The sequence below is a fragment of the Sulfuricurvum sp. genome, from assembly GCF_028688295.1.
GTDB lineage: Bacteria > Campylobacterota > Campylobacteria > Campylobacterales > Sulfurimonadaceae > Sulfuricurvum.
Genome location: NZ_JAQTYM010000023.1, coordinates 1 through 24,182, shown reverse-complemented (window position 1 = coordinate 24,182; position 24,182 = coordinate 1). Strand labels below are relative to the sequence as shown.

Annotated in this window: 32 protein-coding genes; 25 read left to right on the top strand and 7 right to left on the bottom strand. The window is 44.3% G+C overall.

Translation table 11 applies throughout. The features are described 5' to 3' along the window. The first annotated feature begins 67 nt into the window (after positions 1 to 67). From PHR02_RS06705 to lsrK, 3 genes are all read left to right on the top strand, one after another. Positions 68 to 478: a DUF4332 domain-containing protein gene (locus tag PHR02_RS06705; RefSeq protein WP_299990459.1), complete on the top strand. Its 411-nt coding sequence runs from the start codon at positions 68 to 70 to the stop codon at positions 476 to 478. An 83-nt stretch (positions 479 to 561) separates the two neighbouring features. Further along, positions 562 to 756: a hypothetical protein gene (locus PHR02_RS06700; RefSeq protein WP_299990457.1), complete on the top strand. Its 195-nt coding sequence runs from the start codon at positions 562 to 564 to the stop codon at positions 754 to 756. After that, positions 753 to 2,285: an autoinducer-2 kinase gene (gene lsrK, locus PHR02_RS06695; RefSeq protein WP_299990455.1), complete on the top strand. Its 1,533-nt coding sequence runs from the start codon at positions 753 to 755 to the stop codon at positions 2,283 to 2,285. The genes PHR02_RS06700 and lsrK overlap by 4 nt, the downstream gene beginning before the upstream one ends. Here lsrK and PHR02_RS06690 read toward each other — a convergent pair. Both PHR02_RS06690 and PHR02_RS06685 read right to left on the bottom strand, forming a co-directional pair. Further along, complete coding sequence (locus PHR02_RS06690; protein WP_299990453.1) at positions 2,282 to 2,587, bottom strand: putative quinol monooxygenase; 306 nt, start codon at positions 2,585 to 2,587, stop codon at positions 2,282 to 2,284. The genes lsrK and PHR02_RS06690 overlap by 4 nt on opposite strands. A 9-nt stretch (positions 2,588 to 2,596) precedes the next feature. Then, complete coding sequence (locus PHR02_RS06685; protein ID WP_299990452.1) at positions 2,597 to 3,769, bottom strand: class II aldolase/adducin family protein; 1,173 nt, start codon at positions 3,767 to 3,769, stop codon at positions 2,597 to 2,599. A 95-nt stretch (positions 3,770 to 3,864) separates the two neighbouring features. Between PHR02_RS06685 and luxS the strand changes: the two genes are divergently transcribed. The 5 genes from luxS to PHR02_RS06660 all read left to right on the top strand — a co-directional run bounded on the left by luxS (position 3,865) and on the right by PHR02_RS06660 (position 6,684). Next, positions 3,865 to 4,371 (top strand): S-ribosylhomocysteine lyase, encoded by a 507-nt coding sequence (gene luxS, locus PHR02_RS06680; protein ID WP_299990450.1) that lies wholly within the window; start codon positions 3,865 to 3,867, stop codon positions 4,369 to 4,371. After that, positions 4,371 to 4,673, top strand: coding sequence for a hypothetical protein (locus tag PHR02_RS06675; protein WP_299990448.1), 303 nt, complete (start codon positions 4,371 to 4,373; stop codon positions 4,671 to 4,673). Before luxS ends, PHR02_RS06675 begins: the two co-directional genes overlap by 1 nt. Next, complete coding sequence (locus PHR02_RS06670) at positions 4,670 to 5,143, top strand: hypothetical protein (RefSeq protein WP_299990447.1); 474 nt, start codon at positions 4,670 to 4,672, stop codon at positions 5,141 to 5,143. The genes PHR02_RS06675 and PHR02_RS06670 overlap by 4 nt, the downstream gene beginning before the upstream one ends. Before the next feature lie 90 nt (positions 5,144 to 5,233). Then, the gene (locus tag PHR02_RS06665; protein WP_299990445.1) at positions 5,234 to 5,881 is read left to right on the top strand and encodes an NAAT family transporter; all 648 of its coding nucleotides are present in this window, start codon (positions 5,234 to 5,236) and stop codon (positions 5,879 to 5,881) included. A gap of 53 nt (positions 5,882 to 5,934) precedes the next feature. Further along, complete coding sequence (locus PHR02_RS06660; protein WP_299990443.1) at positions 5,935 to 6,684, top strand: MnmC family methyltransferase; 750 nt, start codon at positions 5,935 to 5,937, stop codon at positions 6,682 to 6,684. On the opposite strand, the gene PHR02_RS06655 is transcribed toward PHR02_RS06660, so the two are convergent. Genes PHR02_RS06655 through PHR02_RS06640 form a run of 4 tightly spaced genes read right to left on the bottom strand, consistent with a single transcriptional unit; the run spans position 6,659 to position 8,519 of the window. After that, positions 6,659 to 6,964, bottom strand: a complete 306-nt coding sequence (locus tag PHR02_RS06655; RefSeq protein ID WP_299990441.1) for a hypothetical protein — start codon at positions 6,962 to 6,964, stop codon at positions 6,659 to 6,661. The two genes, PHR02_RS06660 and PHR02_RS06655, sit on opposite strands and share 26 nt — an antisense overlap. A 2-nt stretch (positions 6,965 to 6,966) precedes the next feature. Beyond that, the gene (gene ribE / locus PHR02_RS06650; protein ID WP_299990439.1) at positions 6,967 to 7,581 is read right to left on the bottom strand and encodes a riboflavin synthase; all 615 of its coding nucleotides are present in this window, start codon (positions 7,579 to 7,581) and stop codon (positions 6,967 to 6,969) included. A gap of 12 nt (positions 7,582 to 7,593) precedes the next feature. Continuing rightward, on the bottom strand, positions 7,594 to 8,277 hold the full coding sequence (locus PHR02_RS06645) for a tetratricopeptide repeat protein (protein WP_299990437.1): 684 nt from the start codon (positions 8,275 to 8,277) through the stop codon (positions 7,594 to 7,596). A gap of 44 nt (positions 8,278 to 8,321) precedes the next feature. Continuing rightward, positions 8,322 to 8,519 carry a hypothetical protein gene (locus PHR02_RS06640; RefSeq protein ID WP_299990435.1) on the bottom strand — a complete coding sequence of 66 codons (198 nt, stop codon included), beginning with the start codon at positions 8,517 to 8,519 and terminating at the stop codon, positions 8,322 to 8,324. A gap of 119 nt (positions 8,520 to 8,638) precedes the next feature. Between PHR02_RS06640 and mnmG the strand changes: the two genes are divergently transcribed. The 9 genes from mnmG to PHR02_RS06595 all read left to right on the top strand — a co-directional run bounded on the left by mnmG (position 8,639) and on the right by PHR02_RS06595 (position 17,085). Continuing rightward, on the top strand, positions 8,639 to 10,510 hold the full coding sequence (mnmG, locus tag PHR02_RS06635; protein WP_299990433.1) for a tRNA uridine-5-carboxymethylaminomethyl(34) synthesis enzyme MnmG: 1,872 nt from the start codon (positions 8,639 to 8,641) through the stop codon (positions 10,508 to 10,510). After that, positions 10,507 to 11,376, top strand: a complete 870-nt coding sequence (locus PHR02_RS06630; protein WP_299990431.1) for a hypothetical protein — start codon at positions 10,507 to 10,509, stop codon at positions 11,374 to 11,376. The genes mnmG and PHR02_RS06630 overlap by 4 nt, the downstream gene beginning before the upstream one ends. A gap of 60 nt (positions 11,377 to 11,436) precedes the next feature. After that, positions 11,437 to 11,946, top strand: coding sequence for a Rieske 2Fe-2S domain-containing protein (locus tag PHR02_RS06625; RefSeq protein ID WP_299990429.1), 510 nt, complete (start codon positions 11,437 to 11,439; stop codon positions 11,944 to 11,946). A 1-nt stretch (position 11,947) separates the two neighbouring features. After that, a complete protein-coding gene (locus PHR02_RS06620) occupies positions 11,948 to 13,198 on the top strand; it encodes a cytochrome bc complex cytochrome b subunit (RefSeq protein WP_299990427.1) in 1,251 nt (416 codons plus the stop codon). After that, positions 13,198 to 14,073, top strand: coding sequence for a c-type cytochrome (locus PHR02_RS06615; protein WP_299990425.1), 876 nt, complete (start codon positions 13,198 to 13,200; stop codon positions 14,071 to 14,073). Before PHR02_RS06620 ends, PHR02_RS06615 begins: the two co-directional genes overlap by 1 nt. Positions 14,074 to 14,083: 10 nt before the next feature. After that, positions 14,084 to 14,479: a hypothetical protein gene (locus PHR02_RS06610; protein ID WP_299990423.1), complete on the top strand. Its 396-nt coding sequence runs from the start codon at positions 14,084 to 14,086 to the stop codon at positions 14,477 to 14,479. Positions 14,480 to 14,595: 116 nt separating this feature from the next. Then, positions 14,596 to 15,561, top strand: coding sequence for a GTP 3',8-cyclase MoaA (gene moaA, locus PHR02_RS06605; RefSeq protein WP_299990422.1), 966 nt, complete (start codon positions 14,596 to 14,598; stop codon positions 15,559 to 15,561). Between the two features lie 130 nt (positions 15,562 to 15,691). Then, positions 15,692 to 16,450, top strand: coding sequence for a 7-carboxy-7-deazaguanine synthase QueE (locus PHR02_RS06600; protein WP_299990420.1), 759 nt, complete (start codon positions 15,692 to 15,694; stop codon positions 16,448 to 16,450). A gap of 53 nt (positions 16,451 to 16,503) precedes the next feature. Then, positions 16,504 to 17,085, top strand: coding sequence for a 6-carboxytetrahydropterin synthase (locus PHR02_RS06595; protein WP_299990418.1), 582 nt, complete (start codon positions 16,504 to 16,506; stop codon positions 17,083 to 17,085). Between the two features lie 91 nt (positions 17,086 to 17,176). Here PHR02_RS06595 and glp read toward each other — a convergent pair whose 3' ends face one another. Then, the gene (gene glp, locus PHR02_RS06590; protein WP_299990416.1) at positions 17,177 to 18,394 is read right to left on the bottom strand and encodes a gephyrin-like molybdotransferase Glp; all 1,218 of its coding nucleotides are present in this window, start codon (positions 18,392 to 18,394) and stop codon (positions 17,177 to 17,179) included. A 103-nt stretch (positions 18,395 to 18,497) separates the two neighbouring features. Here glp and PHR02_RS06585 point away from each other — a divergent pair, with 103 nt between their 5' ends. The 8 genes from PHR02_RS06585 to PHR02_RS06550 form a co-directional block, all read left to right on the top strand. Continuing rightward, positions 18,498 to 18,911 (top strand): hypothetical protein, encoded by a 414-nt coding sequence (locus PHR02_RS06585; RefSeq protein ID WP_299990414.1) that lies wholly within the window; start codon positions 18,498 to 18,500, stop codon positions 18,909 to 18,911. Then, positions 18,908 to 19,576 carry a 16S rRNA (uracil(1498)-N(3))-methyltransferase gene (locus PHR02_RS06580; protein ID WP_299990412.1) on the top strand — a complete coding sequence of 223 codons (669 nt, stop codon included), beginning with the start codon at positions 18,908 to 18,910 and terminating at the stop codon, positions 19,574 to 19,576. The genes PHR02_RS06585 and PHR02_RS06580 overlap by 4 nt, the downstream gene beginning before the upstream one ends. A 103-nt stretch (positions 19,577 to 19,679) precedes the next feature. After that, positions 19,680 to 19,883, top strand: a complete 204-nt coding sequence (rpmE, locus tag PHR02_RS06575) for a 50S ribosomal protein L31 (RefSeq protein ID WP_299990410.1) — start codon at positions 19,680 to 19,682, stop codon at positions 19,881 to 19,883. 97 nt (positions 19,884 to 19,980) lie between these two features. Then, a complete protein-coding gene (gene rsmI / locus PHR02_RS06570) occupies positions 19,981 to 20,790 on the top strand; it encodes a 16S rRNA (cytidine(1402)-2'-O)-methyltransferase (RefSeq protein ID WP_299990408.1) in 810 nt (269 codons plus the stop codon). A 21-nt stretch (positions 20,791 to 20,811) separates the two neighbouring features. Beyond that, on the top strand, positions 20,812 to 21,489 hold the full coding sequence (gene rlmB / locus PHR02_RS06565) for a 23S rRNA (guanosine(2251)-2'-O)-methyltransferase RlmB (protein ID WP_299990406.1): 678 nt from the start codon (positions 20,812 to 20,814) through the stop codon (positions 21,487 to 21,489). Then, positions 21,486 to 22,271 carry a hypothetical protein gene (locus PHR02_RS06560; protein WP_299990404.1) on the top strand — a complete coding sequence of 262 codons (786 nt, stop codon included), beginning with the start codon at positions 21,486 to 21,488 and terminating at the stop codon, positions 22,269 to 22,271. Before rlmB ends, PHR02_RS06560 begins: the two co-directional genes overlap by 4 nt. Positions 22,272 to 22,368: 97 nt before the next feature. Beyond that, positions 22,369 to 22,911, top strand: coding sequence for a hypothetical protein (locus tag PHR02_RS06555; protein WP_299990403.1), 543 nt, complete (start codon positions 22,369 to 22,371; stop codon positions 22,909 to 22,911). A gap of 72 nt (positions 22,912 to 22,983) precedes the next feature. Next, on the top strand, positions 22,984 to 24,182 hold a 1,199-nt coding region (locus PHR02_RS06550; RefSeq protein ID WP_299990401.1), incomplete at its 3' end, for an LL-diaminopimelate aminotransferase.

The window sequence follows — 24,182 nt, the reverse complement described above, 5'->3', positions numbered from 1 at the left end:
GTACTCACATTTCGGTTACATTCTGGCGTTATACTGTTCTTATACATTATCAACGGAGGATAAGTTGATGGCTAGTTATAAGATTGAAGCAGTCGAAGGGATCGGTGAGACATTCGGTGAAAAATTACGCTCAGTAGGGATCAGAGATACCGAAGAACTTCTTCATGCACTCTCTACCCCTACAAAACGTGCTGCAGTAGTAAAAAATACCGCTATACCTGAAAAGCATATTCTACGATTTGCTAATATGGTTGATTTATTTCGGATCAAAGGGGTTGGCCCTCAGTACTCTGAACTTCTTGAAGCTTCAGGCGTCGATACGACCAAAGAGTTAGCGATGCGTGTACCCTCTAATCTACTCAAAAAAATGGATGAAGTAAACAGTTCTAAAAAACTTAGTAAACGTATTCCGACCGAAAAAGAGCTGGTGCGTTGGATAGAAGAGGCGAAAAGTTTACCACGCGTACTCGAATATTAAATTCTTTTAGGTGTTCCTTTGTGGAACCCTCTTTGCTTTAGAGTAATCAATAAAATATATTTATTGGATTAGCTATGTATCGAATGACCTATAATCACACCGGTGTTACCGGATGCTCCGCACGCGGTATCGCGAAACGAGACAGCAAAGAAGAACTTCTCAAGCTTGCCGAAGAACTCAAAGATTCCATTTGCAATGTCGAAATTCACCCAATAGAGGGGACGATAGAGAAAAAGTTACCGATGGAACTGTTTCTCAATATGAAAGAACTTCGTTGAAACGCTTTTTTTTAGTACTCGATGCTGGGACGGGGAGTATCCGATCCATCATCTTTGATACCCTCGGAAACCAAATCGCGATTGCCCAATACGAGTGGGAACATATTTCTGAAGCGGATGTTGCAGGGTCGATGGGATTTGATTTTGTGCGCGGTTGGGAACTTGCCCGAAAGTGTATCCGCGAATCGATTGCTACCTCAGGGATCAATCCTGCTGAGATTGCGGCGGTATCGGCATCAAGTATGCGCGAGGGGATCGTTGTCTATGACGGTGACAAACGTGAGCTTTGGGGCGTAGCCAATGTCGACGGCCGCTCAGGTGAAGAAGTCTCCTATCTCAAAAAAACATTTCCCTCATTGGAAGCAGAGAGCTACGCCATTAGCGGACAAACGTTTGCCCTCTCTGCCGCACCACGTCTGCTATGGCTGAAAAACAACCGTCCCTCATTGTATGAAAAAGCCCGCTACTTTACGATGATCAGCGACTGGATACTTTTCAAACTTAGCGGTGAGTTAGCAAGTGAGCCTTCCAACGCGGGGACGGCGGGAGCTTTTAGTCTCCGAAATCGAAACTGGGACAAGAGAGAATTCGAGCAATGCGGACTCAAAAATTTGTTTGTCCCTATACGCGAGAGTGGAGAAATTTTAGGTCATATTAGTGCAGAAGCTTCTAACGAGACGGGATTAAGCACGGAAACCCTAGTTGTGATGGGGGGCGGTGACGTGCAGATCGGTACGGCAGGTCTAGGGGCATCCAAGCTTGGCGATGCAGTCGTCCTCGGCGGGAGCTTTTGGCAGCAGGTGGTCAATATCACTAGCGATGCGAAACTCTCCAATGAGATGCTGTTGAGGGTCAATCCGCATGTTGTACGCGGGATGTCTCAGGCGGAGGGGATCACCTTTTTTACGGGTCTTGTGATGCGATGGTTTCGTAACACACTTGGATGCGGAAAAAGTTATGCAGAGCTTGAAGCTATAGCTTCACGTGTTCCCCTCGGATCACATGGAATCACCCCGATATTCAGTGATCGGATGAACTACGGCGAGTGGATACACGCCTCTCCTTCGTTTATCGGATTGGGGCTGGATGAGTCCAAATACAACGTCGCATCGATGTTTCGCTCCCTCGAAGAGAACGCGTGCATCGTCAGTGCAATCAATCTGGAGAATATCAAAACTTTTAGCGGTGTATCACCTACTTCCATTACCTTTGCGAGCGGTGCATCCAACGGGGCGCTGTGGTCGCAGATTTTAGCGGATGTCACAGGATTAGAAGTGCGCGTACCGGTAGTCAAAGAGGCGACTGCATTAGGTGTAGCGATGGCGTGCGGAATCGGTGCAGGAGTCTATAAAAGCTTTGAAGAGGCGGGGAGAAATATCGTCAAAATCGAGCGGACGTATGAGCCGAACATGCTCAATCACACGCAGTATGGTGAGATTAAAGAAAAGTGGCTCAAAGTTTACTCTAAACAGATGGAATTAGTCCGTGAGGGGACATTAGAGCCTATGTGGAAGGCTCCGGGAGTTTAGAAACGATAAGCACCTTCATCGAGTAAATCAAGCTCTTCGGTATATTTATCATCCACAAACGGTTCATAGTGCGATTTGTAGTACGCGTAGTGCTCCGTGTGTTTGTGCCCCTCTAACGACCCCTCATCTGCCCACGATTCAACGGCGAAGAATTTACGCGGATTGTTTTGGGATTGGAAGATGTAATAAAACAAACATCCAGGCTCTTTCAGCGATGGGGCAACCATATCTTCTAAAAGTTTTTTGACCGTTGCGATATGTTCCTCTTTGGCGATAAAGGTCACTTTTTTTGTAATTTTCATGTTGTATCCTTATTTTTTGAGTTTTGCTTGTTCAAGTTCCCAATATTCCATTTCGAACATCTGAGCGAGTGTGAGCGATCCCCATCCTCCGAGCTGTTCGGCAGAGAGGATGGCGGTGATGGTGTGTTTGACGATGTCAGCGATGATTCGGGATTCTTTTTCATCTTTGCCGAGTACCACAATCCCGCTCCCTTTGATCACAGCATAGCGGGGAGAAAGATCGAGACAGATATGTTCTGAGGAAGCATTAGCATCGAAATAGCTTTTGTACTCCTGTGTAAATTGCTCAATCCCCTTAGTAATATCACCGCCGATGATTGCGGGGAATGGCTTGATTCGGATAACGTGTTCGGGTGTTAGCCCTCCCTTTTTGACAAGGGCTTCGAGGTTGGGGAGGATGCTAAAGAGCTGAGCGCGGGGCGAGTCGATGAGCAGTGGGAATAGGTCGCATCCGCGCAGTTTTGCCGCTTCGATTCCCACCGCTTCGGCGATAGACTTGTCCCCTTTCCCTTCGCAGTCTCCGCATGCCAATGTGACGTGTTCTGTGAGATACTCTTCGGCAACGGTGACGATCTCAATCATCTTCTCATAGGCACGCTGTGCATTGTTATCAAACGTAAAGACGCCGTGGTGCATCAGAATCATCCCTGTGAGACTATCCCAATCGATGGTGCGGGTGATCTCATAGATATGTTTTGCCAGCTCAAATCCGGGCATTACATAGTCTATGATGAGCATATTAGGTCCATAGAGCTTTTGAACCAATCCTTTTCCATTTGGAGTATTGGTGAGGGTGACGACCGCGTCGGCATGGGTGTGATCGACAAAATCATAAGGGATGATGGCATGGAGGATTGCTTCGATGGAGGGGTTCGGGAAGCTTAGATCGCTCATTGCTGCACGCTGTTCAGCGACCATTTGGGTATCGCTGAGGCTCTCTCGTGTCGCCATCTCTAAAAGTACGTCGAGATTTACAGGAGAAAACCCAGGCTTTTCGATGGTATCGAGATTCCAGCCGCTCCCCTTGACGTAGAGGGTATTATCGATTTTCACCGAGGTATTTCCGCCGCCGTGGAGAACGAGCTCCTTACTCTGACCCAAGAGTTGGGAGGTATAGACCCTCATCCCCAGTGGGTCGTTTTGGTATTGGACGGCGAATGTATCGTCAAAGAGGCTTGTCATAATGTTAGATCCTTCTATTAGTGGTCAAATTATAGCGATGGAACGGTGAAATGTGTTAATATACACAAAAATAAAGATTACTTTTAAGGATTCATATGCCGTTACTTGACAGTTTTTGTGTAGATCATACCATTATGCCAGCCCCTGCCGTTCGTCGTGCCAAAGGGATGAAAACACCCAAAGGGGATGATATTACGGTATTCGATCTCCGTTTTTGCCGTCCGAATGAGGCGATTCTCTCCTCTGAGGGGATTCATACTCTAGAGCATCTCTTCGCCGGATTTATGCGTGATCATCTCAACTCAGGGAGCACGGAGATCATCGATATATCTCCTATGGGATGCCGCACCGGATTTTACATGTCAGTGATCGGTACTCCGAGTGAAGAGACCGTAGCGGATGCGTGGGAAGCATCCATGCACGATATTCTCGCCGTAGAAAAACAAAGTGATATTCCTGAACTCAACGTCTATCAATGCGGAACCTATACTATGCACTCCCTCGAAGATGCGAAAGCGATTGCGACCGAAGTGCTCCGCCGTGATATCGATATCATGGATAACGAAGCATTAGCGCTAGATTTATCGAAGGTAGAACAATAATGCTTCTTTTATTACCGATGAATGGCGATGATACGCAGGAGTCTGAGCTTACGGGCATTTTGAGTGCATCATTTTGGGCGACGGTAGAGGTCGAAGAGGGACGAGTCATTGAAATTAACTTTTATACGGATCGCACGACGATCGACACCCCATGCGATGCGGTGATCGTCACTAACAATTATGAGCCTGTGATGGAATTTCTCGATCAGCAGATGATGGTGTTGGTGGCTCATACTCAGAGAACCATCGATGATATCGTCGAAGCTTATCTTTTCCGTGAGTTGCACGATTTGGCACTATGATTACCTCTCTCCTTCATCCTACACCCCATACGAAGATTATGGTGGTGACCAGTCATTTGGATACGATGGTTGAGGAGTTAGGTGGTTTCCTCGCTCCTTATGAGGGGTTAATCGATATTTCACTTTTCCCAGGCGAGCATCAAAATCTCAACCCTTTTCATAAAATATTTACGATCAAAGATTATAAATCTCCAGCAGGTGGAATCCCCCGCGACTACGCCGCGGTTATCGTGCAGGATGTGTTGCATTTGCATGAAACACCGCGTAAATTTTTAGAGCTGATCTACCGAACGCTGCTCAATGCTTCAGAAATCATTATTATCCAAAAAAACGATTCGATGAGTATTACTGAGATTGAATCGTTGCTCGATCAAGTGGAATTTCGGGCGATCAATGCAATGAGCGATTTGATTGAGGGGCATGAGGTAATTGTGGGGAAGAAGATGCATATGTGGGGTAATGGACTATAATAGTTTTTGTTGGCATAGGCAAAAAGCTAAAATAGGTTTGAAGAGATATAATGTAAAAAATTTCAAAGTGTCACAAGCAAGGAAAAACAAATGGAGCTAAATTATTTTGCTCACCTACAGACACTACTCCATTATTCGGTCGGTTTGATCACTATCCTAAACCCTATTGCAGCTGCAGCGATTATGATTTCCTCTTCCCCCTCGAATCTTACCAAAGAAGATACGAAAGAAATTGGTAAAAAAGCTGCATTAACCGTAATGATTGCTTCCTTAATTACTATTTTTTTGGGTAATGCTATTTTTGAACTTTTTGGGATTACCACCTCTTCGGTGATGGTGATCGGCGGAATCATTTTGTTATTGATGTCCATTCATATGGTGCAGGGTAAAATCCCAGAAACATCTCATTCATCTGAAGAATCCAAAGTGACAATGTTAAAAGAAGATATCTCTGTTATCCCTATCGGAATTCCCATTTTATTTGGTCCGGGATTGATATCTACCCTTATGATTTTTAAAGCAAAAAGTTCTAGTATGCTAGAAATTTTATTACTCGTCGTAGCGGTATCAATCGTCTGTTTGATTATCTATTTAACATTGAAAAATGCAATCTTTTTGACAAAAGTTTTGGGTGTTGTCGGATTAAAAATTATGACGAGAATTATGGGTCTTGTCGTCGGAGCGATTGCGGCTCAATTCATTGTTTTTGGGATCAAAGCACTGTGGCAACCTCTTTAAAGTTATTGGTTTGAAACGATATAATTGGATGAAGAAGAGATGTGAGGTAACGGATGGCACAAGCGTGGGTACAAAGCGAAGATGGCAGTTATACAGCTTACAGCAGTGAATACGACGAACACTACCATTCGACCAAAGACGGCGCTCTCAATGAATCACTCAAAAAACACATTGAACCTGCTTTTGCACTGCACCGCGAGAAAGATCACCTTCGACTCATCGATATCTGTTTCGGATTGGGATTTAATACCCTCCTGAGCCTCTATTATCGCGATACCTATTGTCCCGAGACAACCCTCGAAATCTACTCTCCCGAACTCGATGGCGAATTGGTGGCTTCACTCGTTGATTTTCCTTATCCAGACATCTTTGAGCCATACCGAAATATTATCACCGACATTGCAACGCTCGGTGGGTATGAAGATGAGCGGACGGTAATCACCGTCGATATTATGGATGCGCGGGTTGCGATGAGTGAGTTGGAAGGTGAGTGGGATGTATGCTATCAAGATGCCTTTAGCCCTTCGGTTAATCCACTGCTTTGGACGCAGGAGTATTTTGCAGATGTAGCACGGTTGATGGGAGAGGATGGGATACTCACCACCTATTCAACTGCACTCGCTACACGATTGGCACTCTATGAAAATGGCTTTCATGTCTATCTCAATGCGGGTGATGGGTATCGCAATGCGACGATTGCCTCGCGGCGTGAGCTTGTGAAGTATGAGAGAGTCGATATGGAACATAAGATTGCGTGCAATCCGTCCATCCAAAGTCTTAGAGACGAAAATTTGGTTCTTTGAGACGATAGTGATCGATGAGGTGGCGGAGGCGGTTTTCATTGAAACGCCAAAAGTGTTTCGGATCAAATTCGGAATGGGTGAGCATTTGTTCATACAATGCTTCTTCGCTCATCCCCGCTTGATTAGACTCGACCATTATGCGTTCTAACAGCGCTACCGATTCAGGGGTGGTGTCATCATCAGCCAGAGCCTTTTGCGGAAGAAAGAGATAGACCTTGTAAAGCGACAGAGCAAGTCCACCGATAAAGGCAGCCATCATGACCCATTCAATCGTTTTCATGGTTAGTAGAGTGAGTGGATATGGTCGATATCATTCCAGCTCATCCCTTGAGATTTTGATGCAGTGAGAATATGGCGCATATAACGGGCGAATACGTCGGTTTCGATGTTAACACGTGTCCCTTTTTTATAAGTGCCAAATAGCGTTTCACGCATCGTGATCGGGATGATCGTGAGGCGAAATGCACCCTCCATCACTTCGTTGACGGTGAGGCTGATCCCATCAATCGTGATAGAACCTTTAGGGGGGATGAGGGGGATAAACTCACTATCCACATCGACGATGACATCGTAGCTGTTACCGTTGTCGGTGATGGAGCGGATGGTGCCGATCGTGTCGATATGCCCTTGTACGATGTGTCCCTCGAAGCGATCTCCCATCATCATCGCGGGTTCGATGTGGACTGATCCTGAGAGTTTTTCGGTAGCGATATGTTTGAGGGTTTCAGGAGAGAGTTCGACGCTGAATCCATCAGACTCAATGCTCACAACCGAGAGACACGTACCGTTGATAGCGATGGAGTCACCGAGTTTTGGCTTATGCGTGGCTTTGAGGGATAAACGGTTCCCTCCAAAGCTCTTCACCTGCGCCATTTCTCGAATCAAACCTGTAAACATAGTGCTCCTTTGTTAAAATACAATTTTACCCTCTTCTTGCAAAGAGCGGATAATACTTTTTGCTTTTTCGTGACCGTTATAGGCCGCTTTTCGGCACCATTCCAGCGCCGTGTCGTTGTTCATCTCACATCCGAGCCCCTGATCGTACATCAACCCTAAATTGTATTGCCCCTCAGCGAGGTTAGCATTAGCGGCGCGGGAGAAGCAGATAAATGCTCTTGGGTAGTCTAGGGATACTCCATGACCCTCTTTGTAGAGGACGCCGAGGTTATTGAAGGCATTTGCATTGCCCCGTTTAGCGGCTTCTTCGTACCAAAATGCTGCTTCGGAAAAATTTTGAATACAACCAATACCCCGTTCTAATGCCAGAGCTGCTTCAAACTGTGCCTGAGGAAATTCGAGGATAGCCGCACGTAAAAGGAGTTCATACGATTTGAACTGATCGTGGGGAACAACAACCCCATCGGCATACATGAGGGCGAGATTATAAATCGCCGTCGGTTCGTTCAGTTCGGCGGCTTGGGTATAGAGGTGGAATGAGCGCTCCAGTGAGCTCTCAACCCCCAGCCCTTTTTGGTGCATGTACCCCAGTGAAGAGAGAGCGGTAGGGTTGTTTTGAAGGGCGAGGGTTTCGAAAAGTTCAAGCGCCTCTTCGTAGCGCTCGCTGTTAAAAGCGTCGAATGCACTTTGGAGCATACAAATTCCTATTCAATTTTTAGGGGATTATAACAAAGGGTACTTTAGCGACGTACTTTTCTCGCTTCGCGCTGTTTTTCTTTAAGTTTCGTTACAACGTCTTTAAGCCGTTCTTTCTCTTCCAGCAGTTGATCGCGGATCAAAAACTCATCTCCACCGTCGACTTCGGGATCGTATTCGAGGGGTTCGGGAGTGTAATTTTTCAACATCTCTTCCAATGTTAGGGGTTTGTCGTTGTTCATGGCAATCACTCTTCATCAAAAGTTTTGCTTAATTGTAGAGCATTTTTCCTTTGTATTTTTATAGGTTTCAACATGAGAAGCTATAATTGCAGTAATAATTTACGTAAAAAGAAGTAATAATGAATTATGACGTTATCGTCGTCGGCGGAGGACACGCCGGAATCGAAGCCGCTCTCGCCTCGGCACGGATGGGACAAAATACCCTGATGGTCTCTATTTTGGCGGAACAAGTAGGTGCTACGAGCTGTAATCCTGCCGTCGGTGGACTCGCAAAAGGGCATTTAGTACGAGAACTCGATGCCCTCGGCGGAGAGATGGGATTGCTTACCGATGAGGCAGGAATCCAGTTTCGTATCCTCAATATCACCAAAGGCCCCGCCGTCCGCGGAAGCCGTGCGCAGATCGATATGGATCGCTACCGCATCATCGCCCGCAACACCATCTTGACCACACCAAATATGTCATTGATCCAAGAGACGGTCAATGCCCTCATCATGGAAGAGGGGAGTGTTGTCGGCGTTCGCACTCATTTACTCAACGATTATCGAGCTAAAAAAGTGATTTTGACGACGGGGACATTCCTCAACGGAGTTGTCCATATCGGTGAAATCACCCAGGAAGCAGGACGTTTCGGAGAATTCCCAGCCAAAGGGCTCACCGACTCACTCCGCGAAGCGGGATTGAATGTCGGACGGCTCAAAACAGGAACATGTCCCCGTATTGACAGCTCTTCGATCGATTTTAGCGTTATGGAGATTCAAGACGGTGATGAATTGCCGAACCCGTTCAGTTTCCGTACCGACCGCAATGAGTTTGCCCGTACCAAAAAACAGCTCCCTTGCTATATCGCTTACACAAATGAAGAGACCCACAGCCTTATCGAGGGGAACTTCCACCGCGCACCATTATTTACGGGACAGATTGAGGGGGTAGGACCGCGCTATTGTCCGAGTATCGAGGATAAGATTAACCGTTTCCGCGACAAAGAACGTCACCACCTCTTTATCGAGCCTCAAAGTGCGGAGAATACCGAGTGCTACATCAACGGTATGTCCACGTCGCTCCCGCCCGATGTACAGCGCTCTATGATCCAATCGGTGCATGGGATGGAGAATGCGAAAATTGTCCGTTACGGCTACGCTATCGAGTACGATTATGTCGATCCGACCGAACTCAAACACACCCTTGAGACGAAAAAAGTCAAAAACCTTTATTGTGCAGGACAGCTTAACGGGACGACGGGATACGAAGAGGCGGCGGCACAGGGGATGATGGCGGGGATCAATGCCGCATTGTCGTTGCAGGGGAAAGAACCCCTCATTTTACGCCGTGATGAAGCCTACATCGGAGTATTGATCGACGATTTGGTGACCAAAGGGACGAAAGAGCCGTATCGTATGTTCACCTCCCGTGCCGAGTATCGTCTTCTTCTTCGTGAAGAGACAGCGGACTTACGTCTGGGGAGATACGGTCATGCTTTGGGGTTGATCGATGATGCTCAAATGGAGCGGATCGAGACGAAACGTATCCAAATTGCGGAAGGGTTAAAACTTCTCGAAGAGACGATCTATACCCCGAACAAAGAGTTTTTGGCATTTTTAGCCTCTATCGATGAGGAACATATCACCGATAAACTCACTGCGACCCAGCTCGTTTCACGTAAGAGTTTTGAACTGGATAAATTGGTTAAGCTGATCCCGAGTTTCGCAGAGCTTGACCCCTATATCCAAGAGCAGATTTTGATCGAAGCGAAATATGCCCGATACGTCGAAAAACAAAGTGATGACATCGAGCGGATGTCTAAAATGCTCCATATTGCTATCCCGGAAGGGTTTGATTTTTCTTCTGTTTCTGGGCTCTCTAATGAGATTGTGAGCAAGCTTAACACCTTTAATCCGCCGACCTTGCAGGCGGCATCGCAGATTTCGGGAATGACCCCCGCTGCGTTGGATATTTTACATATTTATATCAAAATGGCAGGGAAAAAATGAGATATTTTTACTACGTTCACACTGGGCACCGTATCGGGCTCGATCGTTTTCACCGTGCCGTTGCTATTATGAATGAGCTTCAAAAAGAGATTGATATTACCTTGCTTTGTTCGGACTTTCGGATTGCGGCCGAAGCAAAAGAGTACGGGATAAAGCGTGCTGTTGGCATCGATCTTGTCCGTAATATTCCCCAGATTGCGAGTCACGGTGACAAGATTATTTTCGATTCTGCCGAGCTCAATTCGGTGTTACACGAGGATATGGTTCAATTTTTCTCGACGTTTATTCGGATCAGTGACGATCCTGCAGTGGTAAAACATTCGGGCGAATTTTTGATTTCCCCCTATGCGCAGGGGGAGGGGATTTACAAAGCCGTCGTTGTCGATGAACACTATTTTGAGCCGCTTGTAAAAACCATCCCTTTGGCACTTTTTTTCGGAGACGACGATTACGAAAAAGATTTGGAAGCAGCTCAGGAAATTTTCGCCCCATTTAAGATGGATTTGTTGATGGGATTTTATCATTTTCTTGGGTATGAGGAGACGCTTAAATCAAGTTTCACTACTGTACACGATACGGAAGCGTATGAGAAAGTGATCCGTGAAAGCGAGATTCTGGTGAGTGCATCGCCACAAGCGGTACTTCAAAGTTTAGCGGGCGGAGGGAAACCTGTATATCTTCAGCGTCCTGATTACCCTCGGGATTTTATTCCGTTGTTTGAATCTCTCTCTATTCCGATAGTTGACGGAGTTACTAAGGATAGCCTTATGGATAGTATAAGCTGTACTTTATCAAATACCTATCACAACATCACTAAAAGTAACAAAAATATGGCTGATTTTGTAAGAAAAGCCTTTCATTTATAGAAACTTAAACCTTTTTCGCTTATGATAGGGAGTTAAATTTCCAACTTAAGTGAGATAACAATGATGGATGAAAGCAGAAGAGGCTTTATTGGTAAAGCTTTCGGTGCAGTCGCCGCTGTCGGAGGGGTCGCCTCTCTCATAGCGATGAAGAAGACATGGGATCCGCTTCCAAGCGTCATGTCAGCTGGTTTTACAACGGTAGACGTGTCAGGCTTAGAAGCTAATAAACTAGAAATCGCCGTATGGCGTGGGAAACCGGTGTTTATTTTAAAATACACCGAAGATATGAAACCGACCGATGGACGTAGTGTCAAAATCGGTGATCACTATTTTTCGGTCATGATCGGTCTTTGTACTCATTTGGGCTGTATTCCGGCTTACCGTGCAGATCAACATGATTTTAAATGTGCTTGTCACGGCGGAGAGTTTTCGGCTGATGGTGTTCATAAATTCGGACCTCCTCCGAGACCATTGGATCTTCCACCGTTTAAACTTGACGGTGTAACACTTGTTTTGGGTGAAGAAGGACCTGAATACAAAGCAATGATGGCAAAAGCAGGAGGAGCATAAGATGGCAGAATTTAAAAAAGCAGACTCGATGCTCGAGTGGTTTGACCAACGTTTAGGTGTTGTCAACTTTGCAAAAGTGATGATGACAGAATATTGGATTCCGAAAAATATTAACTTTTTGTGGGCAATGGGTGTATTACTCACTGTAATGTTTACATTTTTAGTTGTTTCAGGAATTTTCCTTTTGATGTATTACAAACCAGATGTTAATATGGCATTTGATAGTGTGAACTACACCATTATGCAAGAAGTTGCTTACGGTTGGTTGTTCCGACATATCCACGCAGTAGGTGCTTCGGTCGTTTTCTTGGTCATTTATATCCACATGTTTACCGGAATTTATTACGGCTCTTACAAAAAAGGGCGCGAGATGATCTGGATCTCAGGTATGTTGTTGTTTGTCCTTTTCTCAGCAGAAGGATTTAGCGGATACATGCTTCCATGGGGACAAATGTCATACTGGGCAGCATACGTTATTACAGAAATATTCGGCGGTATCCCGTTCATCGGGGATGAGTTGGTTGTTTGGATTCGCGGTAACTTCTATGTTTCCGATTCAACATTGACCCGTTTCTTTATGCTCCACGTATTGTTGATTCCATTGGCAATCCTCGGTGCGATTGTATTTCACTTTTACGCATTACGTTTTCCACACGTTAATAACGAAAAGGGTGAGTTTTTCGATTTTGATGAGGAAGCAGAAAAATACCTTGCAGGAAACAAAAAAGAGTCTAAAGTTGTCCCTTTCTGGCCGGTATTTTTGTCAAAAGATTTCTTTGTTCTCGGGTTCTTTATGTTGTTCTTCTTTTACTTGGTTTTCTTCCATTACAACTTTGCAATGGATCCGGTTAACTTTGATAAAGCAGACGGTCTTAAAACTCCGGCACACATCTATCCTGAGTGGTATTTCTTGTGGAGCTATGAAGTATTACGCGGATTCTTCTTTGAAATCGCAGGTGTATCCGGTAAAGATTTAGGTCTAATTGCATTTGGAATTGCAAACGCTATTTTCTTTGTTATGCCATGGTTGGATCGCTCACCAATGGTAAAACCGGCTAATCAACGTCCGTATTTTAAATACTGGTTCTGGTTCTTGATGGTCGATTTGATCGTACTTACTGTATACGGTAAATTACCTCCGACCGGTGCAAATGCATGGGTAGGATTCGCCTCATCAATGACATTCTTAGTACTTTTTGCAGCGTTACCGTTTATTACCAAAGCAGAAGCTAAAAAAGTGGGGGGCAAATAATGAGAGAGTTTAAAATTTTAGCAGTTATTGCCGCTCTTGTCGGTATTACTTATTATGGTATTGAGCCATATGCTCATCATATTATGCATCCTGAAGTTGCTCCGGCTGATTTCAGTTTCAAAACACTCAAAAATGTTGATACAACATTGGCGGGTAACGTTGAAAACGGTAAAGTGCTTGTTGAAGCAAACTGTATTGCATGTCACGCGATTGACAAAGCAGGTTACCCTGCGGTTATGCCAAACGCCGACGCTGCAGCATCTTACGGTGTTGTTCCACCGGATTTGAGCAGTGCTGGTCGTATTTATGACAAAAACTATTTGGCAAACTTTATTTTTGATCCTGTAACGGCAATGCATTTGGAAGGAAAATATACCCCTGAAAGTGGTAAACAATTCCCAATGCCGGCTTATAACTGGATGTCTCCTCAAGAGATCATGGACGTAGTTGCGTATTTGCAATCGGTCTCTCCAAAAGTAGAGGGGACAGAAGCGCACAAAGCAACATTTGAAGCAGCATGCGGACGTTGTCATGATATGAAATATGCGGGTATCGAAGCGACAACGCCTAAAGATAACCTAAAAACATACATGGGGACAACGCCTCCTGATTTGTCACAATACATTAAAAGTCGTGGTGAGCACTATCTCCACACCTTTATTAATGATCCTCAAGCATTGTTGCACGGTACTTCTATGCCACGTGTCGGTTTGACCGAAGCAGCGCAAGAAGAAGTAATAGCCTATATGGAAGAGATCGGTGACTCTAAAAAAGCTGAACGAGAGAGCCTTGGTCTATGGGTAATGCTCTATACGTTTGTATTTGCAATCTTGGCTTATTTGTGGAAACGCAAAATCTGGTCAGAAGTTCACTAAGGAGTAATGGATGAAAATGGTTAAAATTCTAGCATTATCGGCACTCCTTAGTGCCGGTGTAATGGCGGACGAAACATTGGCTGTAAATATGAGTCAAATGGAAAACGGTTTGAGTAATGTTCAAAAAGGTTTTCTTTACAATGCCCCTGCATTGATCAAATCAGGTGTAAGTGAAATTCACAAAGCAAATGCTCTTTTTCATAATGTGGATTCGAGCAAAAAATATCTTCCAAAAGATAAACAACATATGGGAAATATCGCTTTTAATGCGTCTAAACGTATTGACACTGCATCAGACGAATTGATTAAAGCTTTGAACAAAAAAGAGTATTCAAAAGCAAGTCAATCATATTCAGAAATTGTGAATGCTTGTACAGCATGTCACGCAGTCGTTCGCGGCTGGTAAAAATAATCCCCTCTTCGGGGATTTCCCCCTTAACTCTTTCAATAAATAAAACTCACAACAACTTTTAGATACTATCGCGCATTGCTCCTGATATCAGGATTTTTTCAAGGATAGTCGTGTTAGTAGACAGTTATGGTAGAACGGTTGATTATTTACGGGTTTCGGTAACGGAACGGTGTAACTTTCGGTGTCAGTATTGTATGCCCGAAAAACCGTTTTCATGGGTACCAAAAGAGAATCTACTCAGCTTTGAAGAGTTGTTTGAATTTATAAAAATCGCCATCGATGAAGGGGTGACAAAAATTCGTATTACCGGTGGTGAACCGCTATTACGTGAAGACCTCGATACATTTATAAAAATGATTCATGAGTATAAAAACGATATAGATTTGGCTATGACGACTAATGCTTTTTTGCTTAAAGGTGCCGCTCAAAAACTCTACGATGCAGGGTTGCGCCGATTGAATGTTTCGATTGATTCACTCAAACCTGATATTGCTGAAACGATCGCTAAAAAAGATGTACTGCGCCAAGTGCTCGAAGGTGTTAATGAAGCTCTTCGCGTCGGGATGAAAGTAAAAGTGAACATGGTGCCGATGAAAGGTCTGAACGATACTGAAGTTCTAGATGTCTTGGAGTACTGTAAAGAGCGCGGGATGACGGTTCGCTTTATTGAGTATATGGAAAACGTCCATGCCGAGATAAATATCAAAGGGATGCAAAGCCCGGAATTGCTCAGTATCATCGGGAACCGATATCGCTACGGTGATGAAGGGTTTGACGGCCACTCCCCCTCACACTATTATAAACTTGAGGATGGTTATGAGTTTGGGATCATTGAACCGCACAAAGACGATTTTTGTATGAAATGCAATCGCATTCGTCTCACCGCAGAAGGGAATCTGATCCCATGTCTGTATTTTGATGAGGCAATGTCGATCCGTGATGCCGTACGTCGCGGTGACATCAAAGAAGCGGCTTTAGTGCTCAAAGAAGTGATCCGTACTAAGCCAGAGAAAAATCGCTGGGGTGAGGGTGATACTGAACAATCTAACCGCGCATTTTACGAAACTGGGGGGTGAAGATGCTTTACCTTGTAGAACATTTCTATGACTATCATAATACGCCGTTTGAACGCGTCCAAACGTCTGCCTTAACACTGGGTTTTGCTCAGCGCAAGGCTCAAAAAGCTACGCTTTCGATGGAGCAAAAATGCTCTATTTAGTTGAACATTTTTACTCCGTGCAGGGTGAGGGGAAATACACGGGAGTACCATCACTCTTTTTCCGTTTCGGTGGGTGTAATCTCAAATGTGAAGGGTTCGGATGCACCGAAAAAGCACCTGATGGCTCAGAAATTCTCGGATGCGATACGGTGTATGCGGTAGATCGTAAAGCATTCGGTGAGTTATGGATGGAGATTGAAGAGCTTCAGAGTCTCATTTGGATTATGAATGGCTATCGGTTGCCTCCACATGTGGATGTCGTCCTCACCGGAGGTGAGCCTCTCATCTATGCCAATGAGCCGATTTTCGTTGAGTTTATGGAGTATTTGATATCACAAGGGCATCGTGTTACATTTGAGACCAATGCGACGATTGCCCCTGATTTTAAGCGCTATCCATTTTATGCACAGGCGACTTATGCCCTCTCAGTAAAACTTTCCAACAGTGGTGAGCCACTTGAGAAACGGGTAAAACCGGAAGCCTACGGAACTATCATCGCCCATGCAAAAGAGAGTTTTTTTAAATTCACCGTCGATGAACCCTCACTTGTAAGTCATATCGAATCGGAAATCGATGAGATCATCGCCCCTCATCCTTATACACCAGTGTATTGTATGCCACTTGGCGGGGATAAAGCGCATATAGAGGCGAACTGCGAAGCAGTCATCGAATTTTGTAAACGTCGGGGCTTTATCTATTCTGATCGTCTCCATATTCGTATCTGGGATCAGAACCACGGTGTATAATAGTGTTAATATTTAAGATCACACATTGTGACCTTAAACTGTGAAGGTGTGTCATGATTATCCGAAAACTTTTTAAATTTGAAAACGCTCATATCGTGCGTGGCTGTTCCACTCAACGGTGCCGTGCCTCGATTCACGGGCATTCGTATAAAGTCGAAGTGTTGCTTGAATCTGATTTTCTCGATAATGGTCAGATGGTGTACGATTTCGGTCTGATGAAGCAGGGGATGAAAGAGCTGATTGATGCGTTCGATCATGCTATTGCACTTTGGGATGGAGATGATGTGGAATACATTAATGATATGAAACGCAACTCAAATCGATGGGTGCAAATTCCCGTTTCCCCTTCGGCAGAACAGTTTAGTCGCCTCATTTTTGTAATGATCGACAAACTTCACTGGTTTACCGAGATGGTGAACGGGGAGAAAATGGTGCGGCTCTTTAGTATTATCGTCCATGAGACCGAAACAGGATATGCGCAATGCTTTCGATCTGATGCCTATTCGGAGAAGATGGGATTAATCGATCTGGAAAAAATCATTTTCAGCGATGAGATACGTCAAGGGTGGAGTGACCCTGAGTTATGGGATAAAATCAAGCGCGGAGAAAAATTTATCAATCCTACAACGGTTTAATAGAAGGAAGTTTTCTCCCGTATCCTGAAGATACGGGTAGCGTTTCAGGAAACATCCCTACGGGAGCGCTTTGCCTGTAAAGCGCATAAGATTAGTAAGTGATCAGAGAGTTTTGCTCTTCTGAATTCATGCACCAGCGTGTCGGGATAATCTTCACACTAGACCCTTTCTCAAAGCCCTCCACCGAAGCATCCACCATCATGTAAGCATTGGCACGTGAAAGCGGTAACACCATCCCCGGACCGAATTTTTCGCACGGTGTGAAAGAGGCTCCATCAAACCACCCCGGTATCAAAGAACGTCTCCCTTTTTTCATTTTAAATGGCTCACCCATGGTTGTTGTGATAGGTGCGAGGTATTTATCGCTTCGACCGCTGAGAGAGAGGATGGCGCTTTGCCCAAACATCTCAAAACACAATGCCGCCGCGAGAGGATTACCGGGGAGATTGAGGATAAGGGTATCTTTGATACGACCGAATGTCGTCGGTTTACCAGGTTTGATATCGACCGATTCAAAAGCCGCTTCGAATCCGAGGGAGGCAAACGCCTCTTTGGTGAAATCGGCATCCCCGACACTCACCCCGCCGGAGGTGATGATGAGATCGGCATCCAGTGCGCGTCGGATATGCTCTTGGATCGATTCCATCGAGTCTGATGCCGTTCCGGTAAAGATCACATTGCACCCCAGCTCTTGCGCGCGCGCGGCAAAGGTCGGGGTATTGGTGTTATAGAGCTGATTTGATCCCAACTCCTCATAATGCATTTTGAGCTCATTTCCTGATGAGAAAAGGGCAACGCGGGGACGGCGATACACTTTGATATGGGTAATCCCCTGCGATGCGAGGAGCGAGATATGATGGGCGTGAAGCATTGTCCCCTGATTCAATAACTCCATCCCCGATTGAATATCTTCCCCTTTGAGGCGGATATGGGCAGAGGCTCGGATGGAGGAGGGGAGGGTGACTGAGTCACCGTTGACGCTCACCTCTTCGATGGGGACGATTGCTTCACACCCCTGCGGGATTTTTGCCCCCGTCATGATACGGATGCACTGATCTTCGACCATGCGTATTTCGGCACCGTCTCCGGCAAAGATGACACACGATTGTTTCACTGTTTTTCCTGCATCCTCAACCCGTACCGCATAGCCATCCATTGCGGAGTTATCAAACGAGGGGAGAGAATGGGTGGCGGTAACGCTTTCGCAGAGGACTCGATGGATAGCGTTTTCTATCGGTACGATTTCACTTTGCATTGGGGTGGCAAAAGTATAAATCGCATCGAGTGCCTCTTCTACGTTGATCGCCATGCTATCTCCTTACGCATATTCTTCCTCTTTATGCATTAACTATTCGCATTATGAGGAATCATTTAGGTAGTCATTATAGGCAAAATAAGGTAAAATCCCCTTTATGGAAGCTATGTATACAACCGGACTTAATATCCACTACTTCGGAGTTATTGTGTTGATGGGAGTTGTAGTCTTTAACATCGTAATGTTATCGCTCTCTCATCATATTATCCGCTATGCTAAACGGATGCGTATTGTAATGCCGATTTCCGGTTCACTTATCGCACTGATCCTTTTTACAGGAGCCGTGATGATGGCTGCTAAACATTTAGCATTTACCTTCTCAAATATTGCAATGATAATCATCGCAATTGTTATGATTATTCTTGAAGCAAAACGGTATAAAACATTGAAACGACGTACCGATATTACGCAAGAGGGCGCATTCGTAGAGTACAAGAAAAAAGCGTTTCGTTTTTTAGGGATTGAGATGGTGATGTTACTTGGTATGAGTATTTGGATGATGTTGATATGAAATTTCTTCTCCATGCAGATGCCGGCTCGGAGGAATTGAGCGTTTTTGGTGATGATTACAAATATTTAATCAAAGTTAGACGCCATAAAAATGGTGATTTGATTGCTTTTCGATCGCGCGAAAATTTACAAGAAGAGTATCGCTACGCTCTGGAGAGAACGGATGGCCGAACGGCTTATTTTTCGCTTCAAAGTCACCATAGCGCACCGTGTGAGAATGAAAAAAAACTTCATATCGGATGGTGTTTAGTAGATCCGAAAACGATTGAGAAAACCCTCCCGATGCTCACGGAACTCGGAGTTCACAAAATCACCTTTATCCATTGCCGCCGCTCTCAGCAAAATTTTCGCCTCGATTTTGAACGATTTAACCGGATTATGGAGAGCTCCATCATGCAATGCGGTCGTACGTCGTTGATCGAACTCTCCGAAGCTCCAAATCTCAGCACCTTTTTAAAAAACAATCCCCAATCGGTGATCTTTGATTTCGGCGGAACAGCGCTTGAGAACGAAGAATCGGTCGATACGGTTGTGATCGGTTGCGAAGGGGGATTTGATGAGGGGGAGCGTAAATTGTTCAGTGATTATCGTGTTCGCCTCTTTTCTTCCCCGATGATTTTACGCTCCGAAACAGCAGCGGTTGCGATAGCATCGCGCTTATTGTAAAAAAAGAATTTTTTCGTTATAATTCGCCTCCAATTATCCGCCCCCGTACGGATATAAAACTATACAGACCGACGTACAACGCCGTCGATCACAAGGCAAACTTATGAAAAAAGATCTTCACCCTAACATCGTAGAATGTTCAGTTAGCTGTGCATGTGGTAATGAATTTACAACAACCAGCACAAAAGAGACCATCCGCGTCGATATTTGCAGCGCATGTCATCCGTTTTATACCGGTTCTGAGCGTCAAGTAGATACTGCAGGTCGTATCGATAAATTCAAAAAACGTTACGCACTTAATTCATAATTTGTACGCCAAAGGAATTTATCCCTTTGGCTACGCTAACGCTAAGTTTCCCTCAGCGGGAAGCTCACGTGCAGTAAACCGCACTTGAAGAGGCTCTGTGTTATCACTTGTCCCCACTCCTATCGGAAATATTTCTGATATTTCACTTCGTTCTCTCGATGTTTTATCCACTGCGCATACTATTCTTTGTGAAGATACCCGTGTTACTAAAAAACTGATTCATTTACTCAAAGAACGCCATAACCTTACCACCAGCGAACCGCAATTTTTCAGTCTTCATTCACACAATGAGAGTGAATTTATCTCCAAACTTACCCCTGAATTTTTTAATCAAAATGTTGTTTATGTGAGCGATGCGGGGATGCCGGGGATCAGTGATCCGGGGCAGATGTTGATCCACTATTGCATCGAGCACAAAATCGCATACGATGTTTTGCCGGGGGCAAATGCGGTACTGACCGCATTTGTCGCCAGCGGATTCGTCCAGACGAAAATGCTCTTTTTCGGCTTTTTGCCTCACAAAGGAAATGACCGATCAGCTGCATTGCAAGAAGCATTGTTTAACGGATACACGACGGTATTGTACGAAGCGCCGACACGGTTGGAGAAACTTTTAGGTGAAATAGCGATTGCAGCGCCGACACGGCAGGTCTTTTTAGCCAAAGAGCTGACGAAAAGGTATCAGCGTTTTTATCGGGGAGTCGCTTCGGAGCTGATCCCTCAAATGGAAAAAGAGATCCGAGGGGAATGGGTTGTGGTTATCGAAGCCTCCGAAGGGAAAAGCGCATCGCTCAGTGAACAGGATATTTTAGCCCTCGACATCCCTAAAAAAGCCGCTTCCAAACTGATCGCAAAAATTACGGGTGAAAATCCAAAAGAGTGTTACACGCGCCTCATGAAATCTTAAAATCTTAGGATATAATTACTTATGCTTATTTATGGAAAACAACCGGTTTATTACGCAATTGAACGTCATAAGGATCGTATAAAGACCCTTTATTTGGCAAAAGAACTCGATAAAAAAGAGTATTCTCACCTCATGAAAATGGGATTTGAGATCAAACGTATTCCTGAAAAAGCGGCACAATCTATGGTCAAAGGGGGAAATCATCAGGGATTCATCGCTGAGATTTCCCAAATTGTCCCGTATGCTTCCCCTTTTTTGAAAAAATGTGATTTTGTTGTTATTCTCAACTCGATTACCGATATGGGAAACATCGGTTCATTGATCCGAAGTGCTTATGCACTAGGGGTAGATGCGATCGTTATCAGCGGTATAAAAGAACCAAGCTTGGAACCGATGATCCGTACCAGCAGCGGTGCGGCTTTGGATATGCCGCTGGTTATCATTCACAACATTCATGATGTTCTTCATGAGTTGAAGCAATCTGGATTTCAGATATACGGTGCTGTTATGGATGGTCAGGATATAAGAGAGACGACATTTAGCTCTAAAAGGGCTTTGGTGTTAGGAAACGAAGGGGAAGGTTTGAGCGGACGTGTCCAAAAAAGCCTTGATATTGGTATTTCTATCCCTATGGCACATGATTTTGATTCTTTAAATGTCGGTGTTGCCGGCGCAATATTAATGGAGAGAATGAGATGAAATTCAACACGTTTGAGGATTTGCAGGCTCTGGGAACAGAGAAAATTCATGAGAGAACCCATATTTCTCGAGATAAAGTAGAGTTGGTTATGACCAAGTCGTATGGCGAAATCGGACGGGTTCAATTCATGGGGTATCTCTCAATCTTAGAACGTGAATATGAAATTGATTTGAATGATCTTCGACATGAATATACCGAATTTTGTAAAACTCACGCGATGTTGATGCCTCAGAAAGAATCGGTTATCTTGCAATCGGTTTCTAACAGTAAGCCGAAATGGATTGTTGTAGGAGTGATTCTCATTGTTTTGGTGATGGTGGCAGGATATTTCTTGCAAGGAAAAATGTCAGCTATGCCTCAAGAAGAGGTGATGGAATTAACAACATCATCTGTTGAAGTTGCTGATGAAATCAATATCACAGAAAATAATCAAACAAATATAGTGACTGCTGGAACAACGGAAATGAATGTAACTGAAGCAGCATCGGTGAATGCTTCGGGAAAAGAGCTCACTATTCGTCCTATTTATAAAGTTTGGTATGGGATGATTAACATGGCAACGGGTGAGCGAGTTCAAAATATTACTGCTGAACCGATTATCGTTGATACGTCAAAAAACTGGCTAATCTTTTTAGGACACGGTAGAATTGAGATTGATTCTAGTAGTGAAAAAACAGTTCTAAAAGAGAAAGAGACTGTACGGTTTTTGTTTGAAAATGGGATTTTAAAACAAATTACAAAAGATGAGTTCATTACACGTAACGGTGGAAAAAACTGGTAAATGTCTCTTAATGAAATATTTTAGCTCCATTCTCTTTTTACCATGTATACTTTTAGGTGCATCAATACCTACTGAGATTACCTTTAATGGGGAACCAATGGCCAGTGTTCGGACGATCACGCAAGCGTTCAATGCTATAGGGTTTAAGCTAGAGATAGAATCTATGAGGTTTGATATTCCTTCTGGAAAACTTATTGCTACTGCTGTAAGTAATAAAGCTTTAAATCCAGCTTCTTTGGGCGAAAATCTCAAAGAACAAGGAATAAGGATCGAACAGGCTCATTTGGACGGGGATAAACTATCCCTAGTGCTCGATACTCAAAATGCTGTTTGGAATGTGCTTTTACTCGGAAGTGATGAGGGGGCTGAACTAAAGCGGGTTAATGCCCCACAGTGGTTTCGAGTTGAACACGGACAGCAGATTCGTATTGAACCTCCCTACACGAGTAAATGGTACCCTGATGTTGCTGTTTTGGATGTTTCAATGCAAATAGTCTCTTCATTTCGCTCTCTGGAGGCTAAAGAAGAACTTCAATTTGAACTGCCTAGTGGGAGCTATTATTTAAAAGTATCCAACGCACAGGGAATGAAAGTGTTAAGAGAGGGGATGTGGATTGAATCGCTGAGCCCTGGACGATAACTAGGGGACATTATAGTTAAACTAAGTCTCTTATGCTAAAATGGCGCAATTTTTTAATCACAGGTTGTAGCCATGTTTGATGAAATCCAATTTGACCGGATTAAGCGCCTTCCAAAATATGTTTTCGCTGAAGTTAATGAGCTCAAAATGGCACGTCGACGCTCAGGTGCGGATGTTATCGATTTTAGTATGGGAAACCCTGATGGGGATACTCCTGAGCATATTCGTGAAAAACTCGTAGAATCAGCCAAAAAAACCAAAACACATGGGTATTCCGCTTCTAAAGGGATCCCAAAACTTCGTCAAGCGATTTGTGATTGGTATAAAAGCCGTTACGATGTTGATCTTAATCCTGAAACCGAAGCTGTTGCGACCATGGGATCTAAAGAGGGATATGCGCATCTTGCCTATGCAATAACCAATCCGGGCGATGTTGTTGTTGTCCCTGATCCTACCTATCCGATCCATTCGTATGCATTTATACTTGCTGGTGGTAACGTACAAAAAATGAAGCTTCCGTTTGATGAAGATTATAAAGTAGACGAAGACCTGTTCTTTGAACGTTTGGAAGAAGCATTTCATATATCGTTTCCAAAACCAAAATACGTTGTCGTCAATTTTCCTCACAACCCGACTACGGCAACAGTAACTCCTGAATTTTATACCCGTATCGTTGAGATGGCAAAACGGGAACGATTCTATATTATCAGTGATATCGCGTATGGTGATTTAACATTTGATGGATATAAAACACCATCAATAATGTCTGTACCAGGGGCAAAAGATGTTGCGGTTGAGAGTTTTACCCTCTCAAAAAGCTATAACATGGCGGGATGGCGTGTTGGTTTCTTTGTCGGAAATGCAAAATTGATCGGTGCGCTACAAAAAATCAAAAGCTGGCTCGATTATGGGATGTTTACTCCGATCCAAGTAGCGGCAACGATTGCATTAAACGGCGATCAAAGCTGTGTACAAGAGATTACTGATAAGTACGATCATCGTCAAGATGTATTGATTGATGCATTTAATCGTGCGGGTTGGCCACTGCGTCGTAATCAGGCATCCATGTTTGTATGGGCCAAAATTCCTGAGTGCGCGCGTCACCTCGGTAGTTTAGAATTTTCAAAACGTTTATTGGTTGAAGCGAATGTAGCCGTTGCACCAGGGATTGGATTTGGAGACTATGGTGATGAATATGTCCGTATTGCATTAATTGAAAATGATAAGCGTATCCGCCAAGCGGCTAAAAATATCAAACAATTTTTGAGTAC

Bases quoted from the DNA above. Each gene is read 5' to 3' on its own strand.
- PHR02_RS06705 (WP_299990459.1), top strand. From the start codon at position 68: ATGGCTAGTTATAAGATTGAAGCAGTCGAAGGGATCGGTGAGACATTC.
- PHR02_RS06700 (WP_299990457.1), top strand. From the start codon at position 562: ATGACCTATAATCACACCGGTGTTACCGGATGCTCCGCACGCGGTATC.
- PHR02_RS06690 (WP_299990453.1), bottom strand. From the start codon at position 2,587: ATGAAAATTACAAAAAAAGTGACCTTTATCGCCAAAGAGGAACATATC.
- PHR02_RS06685 (WP_299990452.1), bottom strand. From the start codon at position 3,769: ATGACAAGCCTCTTTGACGATACATTCGCCGTCCAATACCAAAACGAC.
- luxS (WP_299990450.1), top strand. From the start codon at position 3,865: ATGCCGTTACTTGACAGTTTTTGTGTAGATCATACCATTATGCCAGCC.
- PHR02_RS06675 (WP_299990448.1), top strand. From the start codon at position 4,371: ATGCTTCTTTTATTACCGATGAATGGCGATGATACGCAGGAGTCTGAG.
- PHR02_RS06670 (WP_299990447.1), top strand. From the start codon at position 4,670: ATGATTACCTCTCTCCTTCATCCTACACCCCATACGAAGATTATGGTG.
- PHR02_RS06665 (WP_299990445.1), top strand. From the start codon at position 5,234: ATGGAGCTAAATTATTTTGCTCACCTACAGACACTACTCCATTATTCG.
- PHR02_RS06660 (WP_299990443.1), top strand. From the start codon at position 5,935: ATGGCACAAGCGTGGGTACAAAGCGAAGATGGCAGTTATACAGCTTAC.
- PHR02_RS06655 (WP_299990441.1), bottom strand. From the start codon at position 6,964: ATGAAAACGATTGAATGGGTCATGATGGCTGCCTTTATCGGTGGACTT.
- ribE (WP_299990439.1), bottom strand. From the start codon at position 7,581: ATGTTTACAGGTTTGATTCGAGAAATGGCGCAGGTGAAGAGCTTTGGA.
- PHR02_RS06645 (WP_299990437.1), bottom strand. From the start codon at position 8,277: ATGCTCCAAAGTGCATTCGACGCTTTTAACAGCGAGCGCTACGAAGAG.
- PHR02_RS06640 (WP_299990435.1), bottom strand. From the start codon at position 8,519: ATGAACAACGACAAACCCCTAACATTGGAAGAGATGTTGAAAAATTAC.
- mnmG (WP_299990433.1), top strand. From the start codon at position 8,639: ATGAATTATGACGTTATCGTCGTCGGCGGAGGACACGCCGGAATCGAA.
- PHR02_RS06630 (WP_299990431.1), top strand. From the start codon at position 10,507: ATGAGATATTTTTACTACGTTCACACTGGGCACCGTATCGGGCTCGAT.
- PHR02_RS06625 (WP_299990429.1), top strand. From the start codon at position 11,437: ATGATGGATGAAAGCAGAAGAGGCTTTATTGGTAAAGCTTTCGGTGCA.
- PHR02_RS06620 (WP_299990427.1), top strand. From the start codon at position 11,948: ATGGCAGAATTTAAAAAAGCAGACTCGATGCTCGAGTGGTTTGACCAA.
- PHR02_RS06615 (WP_299990425.1), top strand. From the start codon at position 13,198: ATGAGAGAGTTTAAAATTTTAGCAGTTATTGCCGCTCTTGTCGGTATT.
- PHR02_RS06610 (WP_299990423.1), top strand. From the start codon at position 14,084: ATGAAAATGGTTAAAATTCTAGCATTATCGGCACTCCTTAGTGCCGGT.
- PHR02_RS06600 (WP_299990420.1), top strand. From the start codon at position 15,692: ATGCTCTATTTAGTTGAACATTTTTACTCCGTGCAGGGTGAGGGGAAA.
- PHR02_RS06595 (WP_299990418.1), top strand. From the start codon at position 16,504: ATGATTATCCGAAAACTTTTTAAATTTGAAAACGCTCATATCGTGCGT.
- glp (WP_299990416.1), bottom strand. From the start codon at position 18,394: ATGGCGATCAACGTAGAAGAGGCACTCGATGCGATTTATACTTTTGCC.
- PHR02_RS06585 (WP_299990414.1), top strand. From the start codon at position 18,498: ATGGAAGCTATGTATACAACCGGACTTAATATCCACTACTTCGGAGTT.
- PHR02_RS06580 (WP_299990412.1), top strand. From the start codon at position 18,908: ATGAAATTTCTTCTCCATGCAGATGCCGGCTCGGAGGAATTGAGCGTT.
- rpmE (WP_299990410.1), top strand. From the start codon at position 19,680: ATGAAAAAAGATCTTCACCCTAACATCGTAGAATGTTCAGTTAGCTGT.
- rlmB (WP_299990406.1), top strand. From the start codon at position 20,812: ATGCTTATTTATGGAAAACAACCGGTTTATTACGCAATTGAACGTCAT.
- PHR02_RS06560 (WP_299990404.1), top strand. From the start codon at position 21,486: ATGAAATTCAACACGTTTGAGGATTTGCAGGCTCTGGGAACAGAGAAA.
- PHR02_RS06555 (WP_299990403.1), top strand. From the start codon at position 22,369: ATGGCCAGTGTTCGGACGATCACGCAAGCGTTCAATGCTATAGGGTTT.